Here is a 17576-nt window from a genome sequence, read left to right as displayed (position 1 = left end):
CTGACGACGCGACCGCGCCGGCGTCGGCTCAACGACCGGCGAGCCCCGCGCGCACCGCCGCCAGGTCGGTGTCCGATGCCAGTCCCAGGTGGTAGAGGCGCAGTTCGGTCGCCCCGAGGTCCCGCGCGCGGGCCGCGTCGGCGGCGAGGTCGCCGGGCCGGCCGCCGAGCCCGGCGACGACGGTGAGGTTGGCGGCGAGGACGGCGCCGGTCCCGGCCCGTTCGGCGAACGGGGTGAGCAGCCCGGCGTCGCCGCCCGCGCAGGGCACCACCACGCCGTCCGCGACGGACAGGACGTGCCCGGGGTCGACGCCGGCGTTCGCCCCGCAGTGGTAGGACACCGGGTCGGCGTGGAGCAGCACTTGGAAGCCGGCCGGCGCCGCGGCCCGTACCGCCGCGACGGCCGCCTCCTGGAGGGTGCGGGCCCGTTCGTCCCGCCACGCGCGCGTGCCCCGCGCGGCCTCCGCGCCGAGCAGCCGCGCCACGCCCGCCCAGCCCCCGCCGGACGGCGCCGCACCGCGCCAGACGGGTCCGAGGGCGTCGCGCACGGCGGCGGCCAGCCGGTCCGCGTCCAGGCCCTGGGTGCCGTAGCCCGCGCGGCAGTCGGGGCAGAAGCAGAGCGCCATGAGGTACTGCCCTGCGTCGCCGAGCCCGACCCCGGCGGTCTTGTCGTGGGCGTGCGGGTGCGCGAGGCCGTACCAGCCCAGGGACTCCAGTTCGGTGCCGCGCGCCCCGGGCCGCACCGCCGCCTCGGCGGCCAGGTCGGTGAGGAGGGCGCGGGTGGCGGGCTGGGCGACGCAGGGCGCCCAGGGGTAGCGGTCGCCGTAGGCGTTGACGACCGAGGTGTGCGGGTGTTCGGCGCCGAGCCGGCTGTTGTGCGCGAGCACCACCCAGGTGTGCACCTCGAGACCGGCGTCCGCGAGCGCCCCCGCGGCCTCGCCCCAGGCGTCGCCGGGCGCCCAGGCGCCGGCCGGGCGGGGCCGCAGGGCGCGTCCCGTCCAGCGGGCGTCCGGCGGGTAGAGGACGGCGGCGTGCTCGGCGGTGACGATCCGGTGCCGGGGGTGGCGGGGGGTCAGGGCGCGGGTGGAGTGGTAGGCGGCGGCGAGGGTCACCTGGCGGACGCCGGTGCGGGCGACGGTGCCGGGCGCGGCCGGGTCGCCGACGACGTCCCACGGGTAGAGGAACGCCGACGCCTTCACCGGGCGTCCGCGAGCAGCGCGTACCCGCGCTCGGTGAGCCGGGCGAGCCGCTCGACGTGCTCCGCCGCCGGTTCGTGCAGCGGCGGGCGCACCTCCCCGACGTCGGAGCCGCGCAGCCGCACGCCCGCCTTGACCAGCGAGACGGCGTAGCCGCGCCCCTCGGCGCGCAGCTCCACGAAGGGGCGGAAGAAGCCGTCGAGGAGCCGGTGCGCGGTGGCGTCGTCGCCGGTGTGCAGCGCCCGGTGGAAGGCGAGGGCGAGTTCGGGGGCGAAGCAGAAGACGGCCGAGGAGTAGAGGGTGACGCCGAGCGCGCGGTAGGCGAGCTGCGTCTGCTCGGCGGTCGGCAGGCCGTTGAAGTACAGGAACCCGCCGGGGACCTCGGTCCGTACGGCGCTGACGATCCGCTGCATCAGGCCGAGGTCGCCGACCCCGTCCTTCAGGCCGATCACCCCGTCCGTGCGGGCCAGTTCGACCACGGTCTCGGGGGTGAGGACGGCGTTGTCGCGCTGGTAGACGATCACGGGCAGCGCGGTCGCGGCAGCCACCGCGCGGTAGTGGCGCAGCAGCCCCTCCTGGCCGGCCGCGACCAGGTAGGGCGGCAGGGCGAGCAGCCCGTCGGCGCCGGCCTCCTCGGCGAGGCGGGCGAAGCGCACGGCGAGGGCGGTGCCGTAGCCGGTGCCGGCGACGACCGGCACCCGCCCCGCGGTCTCCGCGACGGCGGCGCGCACGCACTCCTGGAACTCCTCCGGGGTCAGCGCGTGGAACTCGCCGGTGCCGCAGCAGGCGAACACGGCGGCGGCACCGGCCTCGACGCCCTGGCGCACGTGGGCGCGGTAGGCGTCGAGGTCGACCCCGCCGCCGGGACCGAAGGCGGTGACGGGGAAGAACAGCGGCCCGCTCGGGATCATGAGCCGGACGGCGAGGGAGGCCGGTGTCATGGGCGCGTCCACGCTTTCACCAATATGATCTGCGTACACATACATGAACCACTGCGATCCGCTCACGCTAGGCCGCCCTCGAAGGCCGGTCAAGTGCATACGGCCCGCCGCCGCGAGCAGGAGAAGGCACAGGAGAGCCGCTCGACGTCGCGCGAGGCCGGAGGAGTCGCCAGGATGCCCGAACCCCGCACGCTTCTGCTGACCGGCGCCGCCGGCGCGCTCGGCACGATGATGCGCAATCTGCTGCCCGCCTTCGGCTACGAACTGCGCTGCCTCGACGTGCGCCCCGTCGAGGGCGAGCCGGACGCGGTCACCGCCGACCTCGCCGACCGGGCGGCCCTGCGCGAGGCGGTGCGCGGCGTGGACGCGGTCCTGCACCTGGCCGGCATCTCGCTCGAGGCGCCGTTCGAGAAGATCCTCAGGGCGAACATCGAGGGCACCTACCATCTGTACGAGGCCGCCCGCGAGGAGGGCGTCCGGCGGATCGTCTTCGCCTCCTCCAACCACGCCGTCGGCCACACCCCCTGGCCCCGGCCCGGCGAGCCCCCTATCCCCGTCGACACCCCGCGCCGCCCGGACACCTTCTACGGCCTGTCCAAGTCCTTCGGCGAGGACCTCGCCCAGCTCTACTGGGACCGGCACGGCCTGGAGACCGTCTCCGTCCGCATCGGCTCCTGCCGTCCCGAGCCGACCAGCGTGCGCATGCTCTCGATCTGGCTGAGCCCCGCCGACGGCGCCCGCCTCTTCCACGCCGCGCTCACCGCGCCCGACGTCGGTCACACCGTGGTGTACGGCTCCTCCGCCAACACCCGCCTGCGCTGGGACCTCACCTCCGCGCGGGCCCTCGGCTACACGCCGTGCGACGACTCGGAGCCGTACGCCGCGCGACTCCTCGCCGACGAGGGCGATCTCGACCCGGCCGACCCGGCGCAGGCGCTCCTCGGCGGCCCCTTCGTCACCGACCCGCCGGTCTGGCCCCACTGACGGAACGCCCCGCCGCAGCGGACCGGCGGGCGCCGAACGGACCCGCCCGCCCCGGTATCCGGGCACCCGCACCGCCCGTTCCCACCCACCGCGCCGCTGCCGCCCAGGTCCGCGACGGGCACGGGAGGGCCGAAACGGGCCCGATCGGGCAGCATCGGGCGCGCGAGGGACCTGGTCGGTGCCGCACGGCCGCTGTACAACTTCCTCCGAGGGCCCGGCCGGGGCCCGAACGGGCACGGAGGCGGTGAGGCGGGTGGTGTTCGACGTGAGCACGCGGACGGCGGAGGAACGGCAGCGCGAGATCGTGCGCGCGGCCCGCGCCACCGGCTCGGTCGACGTGACCTCCCTCGCGGCCGAGCTGGGCGTGGCCAAGGAGACCGTCCGGCGCGACCTGCGCGCCCTGGAGGACCACGGCCTGGTCCGCCGCACCCACGGCGGCGCCTACCCGGTGGAGAGCGCCGGGTTCGAGACGACGCTCGCCTTCCGCGCCACCAGCCACGTCCCCGAGAAGCGCCGGGTCGCCGCCGCGGCGGCCGAGCTGCTCGGGGACGCCGAGACGGTCTTCGTCGACGAGGGCTTCACGCCCCAGCTCATCGCCGAGGCGCTGCCGAGGGACCGGCCGCTGACCGTGGTGACCGCCTCGCTGCCGGTGGCCGGCGCCCTGGCGGAGGCCGAGCAGGTCTCGGTGCTGCTGCTCGGCGGCCGGGTCCGCCCGGGCACGCTGGCCACGGTGGACCACTGGACGACGAAGATGCTGGCCGGCTTCGTGGTCGACCTGGCCTACATCGGCGCCAACGGCATCTCCCGCGAACACGGCCTGACCACGCCCGACCCGGCGGTCAGCGAGGTCAAGGCGCAGGCGATCCGCGCCGCCCGCCGCACGGTCTTCGCCGGCACGCACACCAAGTTCGGGGCGGTCAGCTTCTGCCGGTTCGCGGAGGTCGGCGCCCTGGAGGCGATCGTCACCAGCACCCTGCTGCCCACCTCGGAGGCACACCGCTACGCCCTGCTCGGCCCGCAGGTCATCCGCGTCTGACCGCTCCCCCATGAGCCCCTCGGGGCGGCCGGACACCCGCACGCACCCCATATGTCCCCCTACTCCCCATACCTCCAGGAGCGATCCATGCGAACCCCGAGCCGGCGGAGGCCGCGGGCGATGCTCGCCGCGGCCGCCGCAGGGACGCTGCTCGCCCCGCTGCTCACCGGCTGCTGGGCCGGGGCCGGCGGGGCCGGCGCAGGCGGGAACGCCGTCAACGTCCTGATGGTCAACAACCCCCAGATGGTGGAGCTGCAGAAGCTCACCGCCGCCCATTTCACCAAGGAGACCGGCATCAAGGTGAACTTCACCGTGCTGCCGGAGAACGACGTCCGCGACAAGATCAGCCAGGACTTCGCCAACCAGGCGGGGCAGTACGACGTCGCCACCCTCTCCAACTACGAGATACCGATCTACGCCCGCAACGAGTGGCTGCACGAGATGGACTCGTACGTCGCCAAGGACCCGGCCTACGACGAGCAGGACGTCCTCGGCCCGATGCGCGAGTCCCTCACCGCGGCGGACGGCAAGCTCTACGGCCAGCCCTTCTACGGCGAGTCGTCCTTCCTGATGTACCGCAAGGACGTCCTTGCCGCGAAGGGCCTGAAGATGCCCGAGCACCCCACCTGGACCCAAGTGGCATCGCTCGCCGAACAGTTGGACGGCGCACGGCCCGGCATGAAGGGCGTCTGCCTGCGCGGACTGCCCGGCTGGGGCGAGCTGATGGCCCCGCTGACGACGGTGGTCAACACCTTCGGCGGCACCTGGTTCGAGAAGGACTGGACGGCCCGCCTGGACTCCCCCGAGTGGCAGAAGGCGGTGAAGTTCTACGTCGACCTGGTCCGCGACCACGGCGAGTCCGGCGCCGCCCAGTCCGGCTTCGCGGAGTGCCTGAACAACCTCACCCAGGGCAAGGTCGCCATGTGGTACGACGCCACCTCCGCGGCCGGCTCGCTGGAGTCGGCCGACTCCCCGGTCAAGGGCAGGATCGGCTACGCGCCCGCCCCGGTCGAGAAGACGGACTCCGCGGGCTGGCTCTACACCTGGGCCTGGGGCATCCAGAAGGCGTCCCGCAACCCCGACAAAGCCTGGAAGTTCGTCTCCTGGGCGTCCGGCAAGGGCTACGAGCAGCTCGTCGGCGACCAGGTCGGCTGGTCCGACGTCCCGGCCGGCAAGCGCGCCTCGACGTACCGGAACCCGGACTACCGCAAGGAGGCCGCCGCCTTCCAGGAGATGACCAAGGAGGCCATCGAGGGCGCCAAGCCGAAGAACCCCGGCGTACAGCCCCGGCCCGCCCCCGGCATCCAGTTCGTCGGCATCCCCGAGTTCACCGACCTCGGGACCAAGGTCTCCCAGGAGATCAGCGCGGCCATCGCCGGACGGCAGTCCGTCGAGGAGGCCCTGAAGAAGTCCCAGCAGCTCGCCGAGAAGATCTCCGAGGAGTACGAGGGACGATGACCGCCACGACGACGGCCGCCCCGGCCGCACCCGACGTCCGCACCCCCCTCCGCGCGCCCTCGCCCCGGCTGCGCGCCTGGGCCACCCGCGCCCCGCTCCTGCCCGCCCTGGTCTTCATGATCGCGGTCACCCAACTGCCCTTCGTGGCCACCCTGGTGATCAGCTTCTTCGACTGGAACGCCCTCTACCCGGACGCCCGCCACTTCACCGGCTTCGCCAACTACTCCGACGTCCTCACCGACCCGGACCTGCGCAAGTCGGTGTGGACGACGATCCTGCTGACGGCGGCGGTGGTCCTGGTCAGCCTCGCCCTGGGCCTGGCCCTCGCCCTGCTCCTGGACCGCCGCTTCCGCGGCCGGGGCGTGGTCCGCACCCTGCTGATCGCCCCGTTCCTGGTGGTCCCGGTGGCCGCGGCCCTGCTGTGGAAGCACGTCCTCTACAACCCGGAGTACGGCCTGCTGAACGGCCTGCTGCACTACGTCGGCGGCCCCGAGCCGGACTGGATCTCCAACACCCCGCTCCTGGCGGTCGAGTTGTCCCTCGTCTGGCAGTGGACGCCGTTCATGATGCTGATCCTGCTGGCGGGGCTGCAGAGCCGGGACCAGCAGCAGATCGAGGCCGCCCGGGTGGACGGCGCGGGCGACTGGCAGATCTTCGTCCATCTGACCCTGCCCCACCTGCGCCGCTACCTCGAACTGGGCGCCCTGCTCGGCTCGATCTACATCGTGCAGAACTTCGACGCGGTCTTCACGATCACCTCCGGCGGCCTGGGCACGGCCAACCTGCCCTACACCGTCTACCAGAGCTTCTACCAGGCCCACGAGAACGGCCTCGCCTCGGCGGCCGGCGTCCTGGTCGTCATCGGCTCGATCATCATCGCGACCTTCGCGCTGCGCGTGGTGTCGTCCCTGTTCCGCGAGGAGGCGTCCCGCGCATGAGCACCGTCGCCGCACGACCGGCCCACCGCCGCAGGGGCGGCCGGGGCCTCGCCCTGGTGGCCTGGCTGGCCGGGATCGTCTTCTTCCTGCCCATCGCCTGGATGGCGCTGACCTCCTTCCACTCGGAGGAGGACGCGGCCACCAACCCACCGTCCTTCGGGGCGTCGCTGACGCTGGACGGCTACCGGGAGTTCTTCGGCGCGGGCGGCGGCGCGAGCCCGTGGCCGGCGCTGGCCAACTCGGCGGTGGCGTCGCTCGCCTCCACCCTCCTGGTCCTGCTCCTGGCCCTGCCCGCCGCCTACGCCCTCTCGATCCGCCCGGTGAAGAAGTGGACGGACGTCCTGTTCTTCTTCCTCTCCACCAAGATGCTGCCGGTGGTGGCGGGCCTGCTGCCGATCTACCTCTTCGCCAAGAACACCGACCTGCTGGACAACATCTGGCTCCTGGTCATCCTGTACACCTCGATGAACCTGCCGATCGCGGTGTGGATGATGCAGTCCTTCCTGGCCGAGGTCCCGGCGGCGGTGATCGAGGCGGCCCGGGTGGACGGCGCGAGCCTGCCCACGATCCTCACCCGGGTGGTGGCCCCGATAGCCCTCCCCGGCATCGCCGCGACCTCCCTCATCTGCTTCATCTTCAGCTGGAACGAACTGCTCTTCGCCCGGGTGCTGACGGGCGTCGTCGCCGAGACGGCCCCCGTCTTCCTGACCGGCTTCATCACCAGCCAGGGCCTGTTCCTGGCCAAGGTGTGCGCCGCGTCGCTCGTCATCTCCCTGCCGGTGCTCGCCGCGGGGTTCGCCGCCCAGGACAAGCTGGTCCAGGGCCTGTCGTTGGGAGCCGTGAAATGAAGGCCGCCGTCATCGAGTCCGTGGGCCGCGCCGTGGTCACCGAGGTCCCCGACCCGGCGCCGGGCCCGCGCGAGGTCGTCGTGGAGGTCGCCGCCTGCGGCCTGTGCGGCACCGACCTGCACATCCTGCAGGGCGAGTTCGCCCCGAAGCTGCCCATCGTGCCGGGCCACGAGTTCGCCGGCACGGTGGTCGGGATGGGCAAGCAGGTCACGGAGGTCTCCCCCGGCGACCGCGTGGCCGTCGACCCCTCCCTCTACTGCCACGAGTGCCGCTACTGCCGCACCGGCCACAACAACCTCTGCGAACGCTGGGCGGCCATCGGTGTGACGACGGCCGGCGGCGCGGCGACGTACGCGGTGGCCCCGGTGGCGAACTGTGTGAAGCTGCCCGAGCACGTCCGCACCGAGGACGCGGCGCTGATCGAGCCGCTGTCCTGCGCGGTCCGCGGCTACGACGTCCTCCAGTCCCGCCTCGGCGCGCACGTCCTGATCTACGGCTCCGGCACGATGGGCCTGATGATGCTGGAGCTGGCCAAACGCACCGGCGCGGCCAGCGTCGACATGGTCGACCTCAACCCGACCCGCCTGGCCACGGCCCGCTCCCTCGGCGTGACGTCCACGGCACCGAACGCCGACGAGCTGGACCGCCCCCAGGGCTGGGACCTGGTCATCGACGCGACGGGCAACGCGGCGGCGATCCAGGACGGCCTGGACCGGGTCGCCAAGGCGGGCACGTTCCTCCAGTTCGGCGTGGCGGACTACGCGACGCGGGTGACGATCGATCCGTACCGGATCTACAACCAGGAGATCACCATCACCGGTTCGATGGCGGTCCTGCACAGCTACGAACGAGCGGCGGAGCTGTTCGCGAACGGCGTCCTGGACCCGGAGGTCTTCATCAGCGACCGCATCCCCCTGGACCGCTACCCGGAGGCGCTGGAGCAGTTCGCGGCGGGGGTGGGGAGGAAGATCGTGGTGGTGCCGTAGGCGGCATCTTCTTCCTGGCCCGCACGACAACATCCAGCCCGCACGGCAACATCCAGCCCGTCCGGCAACATCCAGCCCGCACGGCAAGATCCAGCCCGTCCGGCGTTTGAGGACGAGGCCGAAGGCCGACAGGGGGGTCCGGGGGCGCAGCCCCCGGGGACGGGAAGGGTAGGGGCGGCGGGGGCGAAGAACTCCTCCCCACCCAGCGGACGCGCAACGGTAAGGGAACGGTAAAGCCCCCTCGCTCGTTCACCCGGCATGACCGCTATGACCCCCGGCTCGAACATCCCCCTCGCCGCCCCCCGCGTCACGGTGGACGTCGCCGCCCCCGTACGCCTGGACGTCTCGGGCCTCCTCCTCACCACCGACGGCAAGGTCCGCTCGGACGACGACTTCATCTTCTACAACCAGCCCACCGGCCAGGGCGTCACCCACCGCTCCGGCAACGGCACCGCCCCGGACGCGATCACGGTCGACACCACCGCCGTCCCCCCGGGCATCGAGAAGATCGTCGTCACCGCCAGCCCCGACGCCGCCGGCCAGACCTTCCAGGGCATCGAACCCACGGCCACCCTCCGCGACGCGGACGACGGCTCGGTCCTGGCCACCTTCACACCCCCGCAGCTCGGCGCCGAGACGGCGCTGGTGGTCGTGGAGGTCTATCTCCGCGGCGGCGCCTGGAAGGCCCGCGCGGTCGGCCAGGGCTACGCCAACGGCCTGGCGGGCATCGCCACGGACTTCGGCGTGACGGTGGAGGAACCGGCGGCCACCCCGCCCCAGCCCACCGCGCCCCCGCAGCCGGCCGCCGCCCCGCCGCAGCAGGCCACCACCCCGCCCCCGCCGGCCGCACCCCCGGCTCCCCCCGCCCAGGCCCCCGCGCCCACGCCCGCCCCCGGCAAGATCAACCTCGACAAGGGCCGCGTCAGCCTCCAGAAGAACCAGACCGTCTCCCTGGTCAAGGGCGGCCGCCCGGTCCTCACCCAGGTGAAGATGGGCCTCGGCTGGGAGCCGGCGTACCGCGGCAAGGACATCGACCTGGACGCCTCGGTCATCGCCTACGGCCCGCAGCGCAACCACATCGACAGCTGCTACTTCGGCAAGCTCCAGATCGTGCGCGGCGCCATCCGCCACTCCGGCGACAACCTCACCGGCGAGGGCGGCGGCGACGACGAGGTGATCACCGTCGACCTGGGCGCCCTGCCGCAGGAGGTGACCGGCCTGGTCTTCACGGTGAACTCCTTCTCCGGCCAGAAGTTCACGGAGGTCGCCAAGGCGTACTGCCGCCTGCTGGACGCCGCGACCGGCGAGGAGCTGGTCCGCTTCGACCTGACCGACGCCGAGCCGCAGACCGGCGTGATGATGGCGAAGCTGGTCCGCCAGTACTCCGGGGAGTGGGACATGACGGCGATGGGCACCTTCCTCAAGGCCCGCACGGTCCGCGGCATGGTGAAGCCGGCGGCGGAGGCGCTGTAACGGAGGCCCCGCGGTCGCCCACGGACGGGGCGCCCCCTACCCGGGCCCGGAACCGGAGTCGGAGTCGCCCCGCAACCCGTCCACCACCAGCGCCAGATACCGCCGGATCTGCTCCTCCCCGCCCCCGGCCAGCTCGGACGCCGTCGCCACCGCGTGGGCGAGCCGCAGCACCTCCACCGCCTCGACGTCCTCCCGCAGCGTCCCCTCGGCCCGCGCCGCCGCGCACAGCCGCCCCGCGGCGTCCTTGAGGCAGGTCCCGCAGGCAGTCACCACCGCGCCGCCGTCCGCGACGGCCGAGCCGAGCAGCGCCTTGAGCCCGCGCACCTGGATGGTGACGGCGCACATCTCGCCGAGCCACGCGACCAGGGCCTCGCCCGGCGGCAGTTCCCCGGTCAGTACGTCGGCCCGCGCGGCGAGCGCCTCGATCCGCCCCACGTACACGGCCTCGAGCAGGGCCTGCCGGTTGGGGAAGTGCCGGTACAGCGTCCCGGACCCCACCCCGGCCCGCCGGGCGATGTCGTCGAGCGAGGCGTTCTCCCCGTGCTCGGCGAAGGCCCGCGCGGCCACGGCGAGCAGCCGCTCGTAGTTGCGCCGGGCATCGGCGCGCATGGGCCGGACAGCGTCCATCCCCACCCTCCTTGCCAACCGGGGACCGTCTCCGTACCTTAGTCGGCACCAAACGGAGACAGTCCCCGCTTACGCGGGCTTGCCGAGGGGATCACACCCATGCCCGCCACGTCCGCCGAGCCCCCCGCCACGCCCCGCGACGTCCTGGAGCGCTACCGCCGCCCGCCCCGAGCGGATCCACGAGGTGGCGCTGCACCCGTCAGTACGCGACTACATGGACGGCTTCTCCCTGCCCTCGGCGAGGGACTGAGGCAGGCCGGCCTCACCGGCGCTTGTGCCGCTTCCACGGTCCGGTGACGGCCAGCATGATTCCCGGTGTCTGGATGTTGGCGTACAGGGTGCGGCCGTCGGGTGAGAAGGTGACGCCGGTGAATTCGCTGTACTCCGGCTCCTCGGCCGTGCCGAGGTTCAGCTCGTTGCGGGCGATGGGATACGTGCGCCCGCTGTCGGTGGCGCCGAAGAGGTGCTGGACGCCCGCGCCGTCCTCGGCGATGACCAGGCCGCCGTACGGGGAGACGGTGATGTTGTCGGGGCCGTCGAACGCGCCGTCGGCCGCAGGGTCGGCGTTGACGCCGAGCAGCACCTTCAGGGTGAGGGTGCGGCGGCTCGGGTCGTAGAACCAGACCTGGCCGTCGTGCGGGCGGCCGGGGCTCTCGGCGCGGGCGTAGGAGGAGACGATGTAGGTGCCGCCGTCGGCCCACCACATGCCCTCCAGCTTGCGGGCCCGGGTGACCTGCGCGCCGGTGAACTGCTTGCGGACGCTGGTGGTGCGGGCGTCGCGGTCGGGGACGTCGATCCAGTCGACGCCGTAGACGGTGCCGGTCTTCGTCGCACGGGAGAGGTCGTCCACGAACGAGCCGCCGGAGTCGAAGCACCGGAACGCCTGGAGCACCCCGGCGTCGTCGGCGAGGGTGCGGAGCCGGCCCCGGCCGTGCCGGAAGCCCTCCGGCGGGGTCCAGCGGTAGAGGAGGCCGTTGGGCCCGGAGGCGTCCTCGGTGAGGTAGAGGTGGCCGCGCCGGGGGTCGACCACGACGGCCTCGTGGGCGTAACGGCCCAGCGCCTTCAGGGGCTTGGGGTTCCGGTTGGCCCGGCGGTCCTCGGGGTCGACCTCGAAGACGTAGCCGTGGTCCTTGGTCATGCCGTTGGCGCCGGCCCGGTCCTCGGTCTCCTCGCAGGTCAGCCAGGTGCCCCAAGGGGTGCTGCCACCCGCGCAGTTGGTGGCGGTGCCGGCGATGCCGACCCACTCGGCGACGTGGTGGCCGGGGCGGACCTCGACCACCGTGCAGCCGCCGGCCGCGGCGGGGTCGTAGACGAGGCCCTCGGTGAGCGGCACCGGGTGCTCCCAGCCGGCGCGGGGGCCGCCCAGCTCGTGGTTGTTGACCAGCAGGGTGCTGCCGCGCGGGCCGTCGAAGGCGGCGGTGCCGTCGTGGTTGGAGGGCGTGTACTCGCCGGACTCCAGCCTGGTGCGCCCGCTGTGGGTGACGACCCGGTAGGTGAAGCCGGCGGGCAGGGCGAGGATGCCGTGCGGATCGTCGAGCAGGGGGCCGTAGCCCACGGTGCCGTGGCCGTGTCCGTCTCCGTGGCCGTCGCCGTGCGCCGCCTCCCCGCCGAAGACCACGGTGTCCGTGGCGGCGAGGGCGTTCGGGGCGGTGGCGAGGGCACCGACGCTGCCCGCCAGCGCGACGCCGGCCCCGGAGAGCGCGGATCGTCGGGTGAAGTCCCTGCGGGTGAGCGACATGCTGTCTCCTGACGGTGGGGAGGCCGTGGATGACGGATCTCGGTCCGGCGCCACGGTCCCGCGCATGTCTGAACGGCGGTTGAACACCGCCCGGCAGGCCGTCGCTCGCTCAGGTGAACCCGGCGGGGCACCGGCCCCCTCCCGCTTGCCGGCGCCGACCACTCCCCGCGCCGGCCCCCTCGACCGGCCCCGGCCGGCTCCTGCACCGGCCTCCGCGCCGGCGCGAGCCACCGCCGGGCGTCAGCCCCCTTGCTGCGACCGCGCCTTGAACGCCGCCTTGCGGGCCTCCTTGGCGACCTTCTTGTCCGGGTGCAGCCGGCCCATCGCCTCCAGGACGTCCGCCGTGGCGGGGTGGCCGACGCGCCAGGCCGTGTCGAAGAAGCCGCCGTGCTGCCGGGCCAGGCCCTGCACCAGCTCGCGCAGCTCCTCGGAGTTGCCCTCGGCGGCGAGTTGCGCGGCCACGGTGTCGATGGTCAGCCAGAAGACCATCTCCTCCGGCGGCGCGGGCACGTCCCCGGCGCCGTGCTCGGTCAGCCAGACCCGGGCCAGGCCGCCCAGCTCGGCGTCGTCCAGGACCTCGCGCAGCGCGGGCTCGGCCTCGGCGCCGACCAGAGACAGCGCCTGCTGGCAGCGCAGCCGCCGCAGCGGGGCGCCCGGGTCGGTGCCGCGCGCGGCGGCCAGCAGCTCGCGCGCCGCGGCGAGCGGGTCGCGCCGGCCCAGCCACTGCTCGGTCTCGGCGTGGGCGGCCGGCGGCGGGTAGGCCGCGGTGCCGTCGAGCAGCGCGTCGGCGCCCTTGTCGGCCAGGTCTCCCACGGCCGGCGCGTCGTACCCGGCCTCCAGGAGCCGGGCGCGCAGCCCGTACAGGCCGAGCGGCGTGAGGCGCACCATGCCGTACCGGGCCACGTCGGTGTCGTCCACCGGGGGCGCGGGCTCCTCGTCCGCGTCGGCCATCAGGGCCTCGTCCACCGGCTGGTAGGCGACGAGCCCGGCCGGCTCAAGGAGCCGGAACTGGTCGTCCAGGCGCATCATCGCGTCGGAGACCCGCTCCAGGACGTCGTTGCTGGGCTCGTCCATGTCGCCGGGCACAAGGACCGACGCCGCGAGCGCCGGCAGCGGCACCGGGCTGTCGCCGGGGGCCTCCGCGCCGACGGTGAGCAGGTACAGGTTGCCGAGCACGCCGTCGAGGAACTCGGCCTCGGCCTCCGGGTCCCAGCCGAGCCGGGAGAGGTCGACCTCGCCGCCCTCGGCCAGCGCGTCGACCACCTCGTCGAGGTCGGGCACGCTCGCGTCGGCGAGGACGGTCTCCAGCGCGGTCAGCCACACCCCGAGGACGTCCTGCGGGGAGCCGCCGGTGAGCAGGGCCAGCTCCTCGCCGGCCTCGACGGTGCCGGCCTCCTCGTCCAGGATCTCCACCAGGCCGGTGTCCACCGCGATACGCCACGCCTCGCTCGCGTACGCGGCGGCGTCGTCGCCGGTCAGCCCGAGCACCTCGGCGGCGCCCGGCACCTGCTCCTCCACCAGGCCGCCCCCGGCGTCCACCCGGGTCTCGGGACCGGCCCAGCGGGCCAGCCGGGCGGCGCGGGCGAGCACCGGCGCGGCCAGCGCGTCGCGGGCCAGCTCCGCCTCGGGGCGCAGCCGCGCGGGCGGCAGGGTGGAGCTGTCTGACATCGGCTGTTTCTCCTCGTACGCGACGACCGCCGTACGGCCGTCCGGGCACATCCGGACGCCGCACCGCTCGACGACTCAGCCTAGACGGGTTTCCACCCATGCCGCCCGGTTCACGTCCACGACGGCTGCCCGCCGGGTGCCGTACATGGCCGGAACCTTGACAACTCCCGCGGCCAGGCGCGAGATTGACGCGCGTAGAAGGAGGGGGACAAGTGTTCACTCAGCCGCGCACGCGACCCGTGCCGATCCCTCCTCCGCAAGGACCTCGTGCGGCCCACGGACCGCACGCACCACCCTCGTCCCGGCGCTCCACCCCGTCCCCGGAGGGAATCCCGTTGGCCAGCAAGTCCTCCGCGCGCCTCGCCGCGCTCACCGTCGCCGCCGCCTGCTCGGCGACCTCCCTCGTCGTGCTCGGCTCGCCCGCGCACGCCGACTCCGTACGCGTCCACGACATCCAGGGCACCACCCGGCTCTCCCCCTTCGCCGGCCGCCAGGTCGCGGACGTGGCCGGAATCGTCACCGGAATCCGGGGCTACGGCTCCTCCAAGGGCTTCTGGATGCAGGACACCGCCCCGGACGCCGACCCGGCGACCAGCGAGGGCGTCTTCGTCTTCACCAGCTCCGCCCCGAAGGTCGCGGTCGGCGACGCCGTCACCGTCTCCGGCACGGTCTCGGAGTACGTCCCCGGCGGCACCGCCTCCGGCTACCAGTCGGTCACGGAGATCACCCGCCCGACGGTCACCGTGACCTCCAGCGGCAACGCCGTCCCCGCCCCCGTCACCGTCTCCGCCCGCTCGGTGCCGAGCGCCTACACCCCCGCGGGCGACCCGGCCGCGAACGGCTCGGTCAACGCCCTGCCGCTGCGCCCGAAGACGTACGCCCTGGACTACTACGAGTCCCTGGAGGGCATGAACGTCCAGGTCACCGACGCCCGCGTGGTCGGCGCCTCCGACCCGTACACCGAGCTGTGGGTGACGGTGAAGCCGCGCGAGCATGCCACCGAGCGGGGCGGCACGCTCTACGGCTCCTACGACGCCCAGAACACCGGCCGCCTCCAGATCCAGTCCCAGGGCGCCCCGGCCGACTTCCCGGTCGCCGACGTCGGCGACACCCTGGCCGGCACCACCGCCGGGCCCCTGGACTACAACCAGTTCGGCGGCTACACGATCGTCGCCGGCCCGCTCGGCACCCTGCGCGACGGCGGCACCGAGCGCGAGACGACCCGCGCGCAGCGGCGCGGCGAGCTGGCCGTGGCGACGTACAACGTCGAGAACCTCGACCCCTCCGACGCCACCTTCGCCGCGCACGCCGACGCGATCGTCCACCACCTCCAGTCGCCCGACATCGTGTCCCTGGAGGAGATCCAGGACAACAACGGCGCCACGGACGACGGCACGGTGGCCGCCGACGCCACGATCGGCAAGCTGATCGACGCCATCGTGGCGGCCGGCGGCCCGCGTTACGAGTGGCGTTCGATCGACCCGGTCGACAAGGCGGACGGCGGCGAACCGGGCGGCAACATCCGCCAGGCGTTCCTGTTCAACCCCGAGCGGGTCTCCTTCACCGACCGCGCGCCCGGCGACGCCACGACCGCGACCGGCGTGCAGAAGGTCCGCGGCCAGGCGCAGCTGACCCACTCCCCCGGCCGCGTCGACCCGCAGAACCCCGCCTGGGCCAACAGCCGCAAGCCGCTGGCCGGCGAGTTCGTCTTCCGCGGGCAGACGGTCTTCGTCATCGCCAACCACCTCAACTCCAAGGGCGGCGACCTGGGTCTGACGGCGCAGTACCAGCCGCCGTCGCGCTCGTCGGAGACCCAGCGGCACCAGCAGGCGACGGCGGTGAACGCCTTCGTCAAGGACATCCTCGCCGCCCAGCGCGGCGCGGACGTCATCGCGCTGGGCGACATCAACGACTTCGAGTTCTCCGACACCGCGAAGATCCTGGAGAACGGCGGGGCCCTGTGGTCGGCGGTCAAGTCGCTGCCGCGCGACCAGCGTTACACGTACGTCTACCAGGGCAACTCCCAGGTCCTGGACCAGATCCTGGTCAGCCCGTCGATCCGCCGCGAGGGCGATCTGGCGTACGACAGCGTGCACATCAACGCCGAGTTCCACGACCAGATCAGCGACCACGACCCGCAGGTGCTGCGGTTCCGCCCGTAGGTCAGGCGGGCCCGCAGGTCAGGCGGGCCCCTGATCGGCGTCCGGTGCCTCGGACACGGCGTCGCCCCAGGCCGCCCCTCGGGATCGTCGTCCGTCGGCTACGGGCACCGGCCTCGTACCCGAACCCTTGTACCTGAACCAGGACCGAGGTCAAACCCCGGCGCCCCCGGTACGCGGGAAGGGGCCCCGCCGGTGGCGGGACCCCTTCTCGTGCCGTCCGTGAGCCGGCTCAGCGCCGCCCACCGCGCCGGCGCCGTACGACGGCGGTGGCGACCAGCGCACCGGCCGCCACGGCGCCGACCAGCAGCGCACGCGGGTTCTTCCGCCCGGCCCGTACCACGCCCCGGGCCCGCTCGGGCACCCGGCGCTCGACGGTCAGCCCGGCCTGGTCGGCCTTGTCCTGCACGGTGCTCCCGGCCTGCCCGGCGCGGTCCTGCACGGTGTGCTGGGCCCGACCGGCCTTGGCCTTCGCCGCGTGCCCCGCCTGGCTCGCCTTGTGCTGCACGGTGTGCCCGGCCTGCGAGGCGGTGCTGCGCAGCTGCACGGTCAGGGCGCCGGCCCGGTCCCGCAGGTCGGCGGCGCGGGCCTTGGCGCGGCCCTTGACGTCGGCCTTGCCGGCCAGCTCCTCCACCGTGTCACCGAGCTGACTGCGGGTCTGCTCGATCTGCTCCCGCAGCTCGTCGGGCCCCTTGGCCCCGGTGGCGGTCTCGGGGGTCTCGGCGGTGGAACCGCCCCGCGCCCCGCTCTTGCCCGTCGCGTCCTCGGTCATCGATGCGCCCTCCCCTTGATCTCGTCCACGTCCGCCTTGACACTGTCGATGGCCTGCTCCGGCGTGGCCGGCGTGGCCTGCTTCAGCTGGGAGCGGCCCATCATGGCGAGCACGCCGGCGATCACGAAGAGCACCGCCGTCACGATCAGCGCCGCGGCCCAGACGGGAAGCACCAGCGAGAGCGCGGCGGCACCCGTGCCGGCGAGGGCGATCAGTCCGACGTAGCCGACGGCGCCCGCGGCACCGAGCATGCCTCCGCCGCGCCCGAAGCGCTTGCCCTTCTCGGCCATCTCGGCCTTGGCGAGCGCCATTTCCTGTCGCACGAGCTGGGAGAGCTGTTCGGTGGCCTGGCTGACGAGTTCGCCCACGGAGTGCTGCTCGTCCCGTGTCGCCGGCCTGGTGTGCATGGTCCCGGTCACGGTGTTCCGCCTCCTCTCGTTCCGGAATCGGTCAGGAACACTCCGGGTACCCCGCGTCGCCGCCGACTACTCCGGTCCGCGCGACTCCCGTGCCACGGGTTCCCCGAGCCGCGCGCTGGTCGCCGAGCACAGCCACCTCACCGCCCCCAGCGCCCTCACCGGCGCGAACAGGCATCCTGCTCCTCCTGGACCGGGCGGAGCCGTCGAGGGCGAGGACGACCCGGCATCGCCGAGCGTGGACGCCGCGTGCCGCACGCGCACGCCCCCAGCGTGACCACCCGCACCCGCTGTCGGGCGAACCGGAACCCCAGCTGGACCCGGGTGCACCGCAGCA

General features: G+C 73.7%; 15 protein-coding genes. 8 read left to right on the top strand and 7 right to left on the bottom strand.

The genetic code is table 11. The features are described from left to right. Positions 1 to 28: 28 nt before the first annotated feature. Entirely contained in the window at positions 29 to 1198 is a 1170-nt protein-coding gene (locus ACGFZL_RS29190) for a hypothetical protein (protein ID WP_393696208.1), read from the bottom strand. Next, a complete protein-coding gene (locus ACGFZL_RS29185) occupies positions 1195 to 2136 on the bottom strand; it encodes a 5-dehydro-4-deoxyglucarate dehydratase (protein ID WP_393696206.1) in 942 nt (313 codons plus the stop codon). Before ACGFZL_RS29185 ends, ACGFZL_RS29190 begins: the two co-directional genes overlap by 4 nt. 174 nt (positions 2137 to 2310) lie before the next feature. Here ACGFZL_RS29185 and ACGFZL_RS29180 point away from each other — a divergent pair, with 174 nt between their 5' ends. The 7 genes from ACGFZL_RS29180 to ACGFZL_RS29150 all read left to right on the top strand — a co-directional run bounded on the left by ACGFZL_RS29180 (position 2311) and on the right by ACGFZL_RS29150 (position 9859). Then, positions 2311 to 3120, top strand: coding sequence for an NAD-dependent epimerase/dehydratase family protein (locus ACGFZL_RS29180; RefSeq protein WP_393696204.1), 810 nt, complete (start codon positions 2311 to 2313; stop codon positions 3118 to 3120). Positions 3121 to 3385: 265 nt separating this feature from the next. Further along, positions 3386 to 4156: a DeoR/GlpR family DNA-binding transcription regulator gene (locus ACGFZL_RS29175; protein WP_355174944.1), complete on the top strand. Its 771-nt coding sequence runs from the start codon at positions 3386 to 3388 to the stop codon at positions 4154 to 4156. 87 nt (positions 4157 to 4243) lie between these two features. Then, complete coding sequence (locus tag ACGFZL_RS29170) at positions 4244 to 5614, top strand: ABC transporter substrate-binding protein (RefSeq protein WP_393696202.1); 1371 nt, start codon at positions 4244 to 4246, stop codon at positions 5612 to 5614. Next, complete coding sequence (locus ACGFZL_RS29165) at positions 5611 to 6552, top strand: carbohydrate ABC transporter permease (RefSeq protein ID WP_393696200.1); 942 nt, start codon at positions 5611 to 5613, stop codon at positions 6550 to 6552. The genes ACGFZL_RS29170 and ACGFZL_RS29165 overlap by 4 nt, the downstream gene beginning before the upstream one ends. Further along, positions 6549 to 7400 carry a carbohydrate ABC transporter permease gene (locus tag ACGFZL_RS29160; protein WP_393696198.1) on the top strand — a complete coding sequence of 284 codons (852 nt, stop codon included), beginning with the start codon at positions 6549 to 6551 and terminating at the stop codon, positions 7398 to 7400. Before ACGFZL_RS29165 ends, ACGFZL_RS29160 begins: the two co-directional genes overlap by 4 nt. Beyond that, entirely contained in the window at positions 7397 to 8386 is a 990-nt protein-coding gene (locus ACGFZL_RS29155) for a zinc-dependent alcohol dehydrogenase family protein (RefSeq protein WP_393696196.1), read from the top strand. Before ACGFZL_RS29160 ends, ACGFZL_RS29155 begins: the two co-directional genes overlap by 4 nt. A gap of 267 nt (positions 8387 to 8653) precedes the next feature. After that, positions 8654 to 9859, top strand: coding sequence for a TerD family protein (locus ACGFZL_RS29150; protein ID WP_393696316.1), 1206 nt, complete (start codon positions 8654 to 8656; stop codon positions 9857 to 9859). Positions 9860 to 9895: 36 nt separating this feature from the next. On the opposite strand, the gene ACGFZL_RS29145 is transcribed toward ACGFZL_RS29150, so the two are convergent. The 3 genes from ACGFZL_RS29145 to ACGFZL_RS29135 all read right to left on the bottom strand — a co-directional run bounded on the left by ACGFZL_RS29145 (position 9896) and on the right by ACGFZL_RS29135 (position 13892). Beyond that, positions 9896 to 10486: a TetR/AcrR family transcriptional regulator gene (locus ACGFZL_RS29145; protein ID WP_393696194.1), complete on the bottom strand. Its 591-nt coding sequence runs from the start codon at positions 10484 to 10486 to the stop codon at positions 9896 to 9898. A gap of 262 nt (positions 10487 to 10748) precedes the next feature. Then, complete coding sequence (locus tag ACGFZL_RS29140; protein ID WP_393696192.1) at positions 10749 to 12224, bottom strand: alkaline phosphatase PhoX; 1476 nt, start codon at positions 12222 to 12224, stop codon at positions 10749 to 10751. Between the two features lie 240 nt (positions 12225 to 12464). Next, complete coding sequence (locus tag ACGFZL_RS29135) at positions 12465 to 13892, bottom strand: hypothetical protein (RefSeq protein WP_393696190.1); 1428 nt, start codon at positions 13890 to 13892, stop codon at positions 12465 to 12467. Between the two features lie 335 nt (positions 13893 to 14227). Between ACGFZL_RS29135 and ACGFZL_RS29130 the strand changes: the two genes are divergently transcribed. After that, the gene (locus tag ACGFZL_RS29130) at positions 14228 to 16054 is read left to right on the top strand and encodes an endonuclease/exonuclease/phosphatase family protein (protein ID WP_355174960.1); all 1827 of its coding nucleotides are present in this window, start codon (positions 14228 to 14230) and stop codon (positions 16052 to 16054) included. Between the two features lie 229 nt (positions 16055 to 16283). Here ACGFZL_RS29130 and ACGFZL_RS29125 read toward each other — a convergent pair whose 3' ends face one another. Next, entirely contained in the window at positions 16284 to 16823 is a 540-nt protein-coding gene (locus ACGFZL_RS29125) for a DUF3618 domain-containing protein (RefSeq protein ID WP_393696188.1), read from the bottom strand. Beyond that, the gene (locus ACGFZL_RS29120; RefSeq protein ID WP_355174966.1) at positions 16820 to 17242 is read right to left on the bottom strand and encodes a phage holin family protein; all 423 of its coding nucleotides are present in this window, start codon (positions 17240 to 17242) and stop codon (positions 16820 to 16822) included. The genes ACGFZL_RS29125 and ACGFZL_RS29120 overlap by 4 nt, the downstream gene beginning before the upstream one ends. Positions 17243 to 17576: the final 334 nt, after the last annotated feature.

The organism is Streptomyces sp. NPDC048182 (assembly GCF_043202555.1).
Lineage (GTDB): Bacteria > Actinomycetota > Actinomycetes > Streptomycetales > Streptomycetaceae > Streptomyces.
This window is presented reverse-complemented; position numbering and strand designations above follow the sequence as displayed.